This window comes from Marinobacter sp. (assembly GCF_035268745.1).
Taxonomy (GTDB): Bacteria; Pseudomonadota; Gammaproteobacteria; order Pseudomonadales; family Oleiphilaceae; genus Marinobacter.
In genome coordinates this window covers 1-1,678 of the sequence record NZ_DATFKH010000140.1, presented here as the reverse complement: position 1 = coordinate 1,678, position 1,678 = coordinate 1, and the positions used below count along the sequence as shown (strand labels likewise).

Sequence of the window (1,678 nt, the reverse complement as noted above, 5' to 3'; positions counted from 1 at the left end):
CGCGGCTTCGGTCTGGCTGCGGTCAACACCGATAATGGCAGCGCGGATGGATTCGGCCATGTAGGCGGAAAAGTGCATGGTCAGGCCCATGATGGTCGCCGTAATGCCGTCTATCACCGTCAGTGCGCTGACCAGCTGCGGAAGCCCGTAATAGAACAGGAACAGCTGTACCAGCAGAGGCGTGCCCCTGAAGAAAGAAATAAACACGATGGTCAGCTGGTTAAGAACCGGTATGCGAAGTACCCGGACCACGGCAAACAGGCAGGCAAGGATCAGGGCAAGCACCATGCCCACGCCGGCCAGTTGCAGGGTGAGCGGCAGGTACCTGAGCAATACCGGTACCAGTCCAAGCATGTATTCGACGTTCAGCACGTCCATAGCGAATCAGACCTTGGTGTGCCCCTCAGGGCCGGGTGATATCGGTGCCGAACCACTTCTCGGAAATGGCGGCCAGGGTTCCTTTATCCCGCAGGGTTGCCAGTGCCTTGTTGAACTCCTCCCGGAGGGCGCGGCCGGCTTCGGTGTCGCGGAATGGATAGGCATTGATGATCCGGGAGAAGGGTGAGCCCGCCAACTCCAGTGGCAACGGTTTCTCCTTGATGATCTGGCTGGCGCTGACACGGTCCATAACGAACGCATCCACACGACCCAGCGCAGTATCGCGCTCCAGATTGCTCTCGTAGGTCTTGATATTGATCTGATCAGCGTAGGGAAGCTCCCGCAGCAGGGCTTCGAAGTTGGAACCCAGGTTTACGGCAACGGTTTTTCCTTTCAGGTCTTCCACACTTTCTACCTCGGTGTTGCCTTCTTTGGTCACCACCTGGGCGCCGTCGTATACGTAGGGATCACTGAAAATATAGGCCTTTTGCCGGTCTTCAGTAATGGTGATCTGGTTGGCAACGGTGTCGATACGCCCCGATTCGAGCATACCGAACAGGCCAGAGAAGTTGGCGGTTTCGTATTTGATGTCTCGCCCCATCTCTTTGCCCAGCGCGTTCATGACTTCCACGTCGAAGCCTTTGAGCTCATCCTGTTCCACGAAGGTAAACGGGAAATACTGGCCGGACATTCCGACTCTGATCGGGTTTTCCTGAGCGAGCACTGGAGCACTTGCGAGCAGGGAAAATAACAGTAACGTATTGATCAATAGCGCTTTCATAAAACCTCCTTTGAAGGTGTATCTTACCTTAAGGATAGTCAGGGGTGAAAATTGGGCAATGATGCCCCTCACCTGTCATCGTGCCAGGAACCGGGCATCAGCGCTGGCGCGTTCATCACCGGGATGCGGATCCGGGCAAAGCCCGGGACCATTCCGTGAACTGACCCAAGAGTATTGTTGGCAAAATTCAGCATCTGGTTTACGGTTTAATGAACTAGTGTCCCACCCTGCCCACAAGGCAGACATACTCAACAACACAGTACGCTTTCGAATCTGACAGCCCGGAGGCAATGCTGAGTAGCCAGGATGTAACCCATGCGTCTGAGTCAGTTTATCGAAGCCAAGATGGAGGATATTCTTGCGATCTGGGAGCACGACGCCCGGGAAAGCCTGTCGAAACATCACCTGTCCCGCGAGGAAATTCGCGACCACGTGGAGAATATACTCCTCGGTATTGCCGCCAAAATCGATCACGGTGACGATGTTCGCGAAGAGCTTTCAGAGTTCAATGCCGATCAG

At 54.9% G+C, this 1,678-nt stretch carries 3 protein-coding genes; 1 reads left to right on the top strand and 2 read right to left on the bottom strand.

What is annotated here, in order from left to right:
• Together VJ956_RS11150 and VJ956_RS11145 are read right to left on the bottom strand one after the other, a co-directional pair.
• The coding region (locus VJ956_RS11150; protein WP_324084850.1) for an ABC transporter permease subunit at positions 1–378 on the bottom strand (378 nt) is incomplete at its 3' end.
• 25 nt (positions 379–403) lie between these two features.
• Positions 404–1,159, bottom strand: coding sequence for an amino acid ABC transporter substrate-binding protein (locus VJ956_RS11145; protein WP_324084847.1), 756 nt, complete (start codon positions 1,157–1,159; stop codon positions 404–406).
• Between the two features lie 315 nt (positions 1,160–1,474).
• Between VJ956_RS11145 and VJ956_RS11140 the strand changes: the two genes are divergently transcribed.
• A partial coding sequence (locus VJ956_RS11140; protein WP_414674433.1) for a hypothetical protein occupies positions 1,475–1,678 on the top strand: 204 nt, incomplete at its 3' end.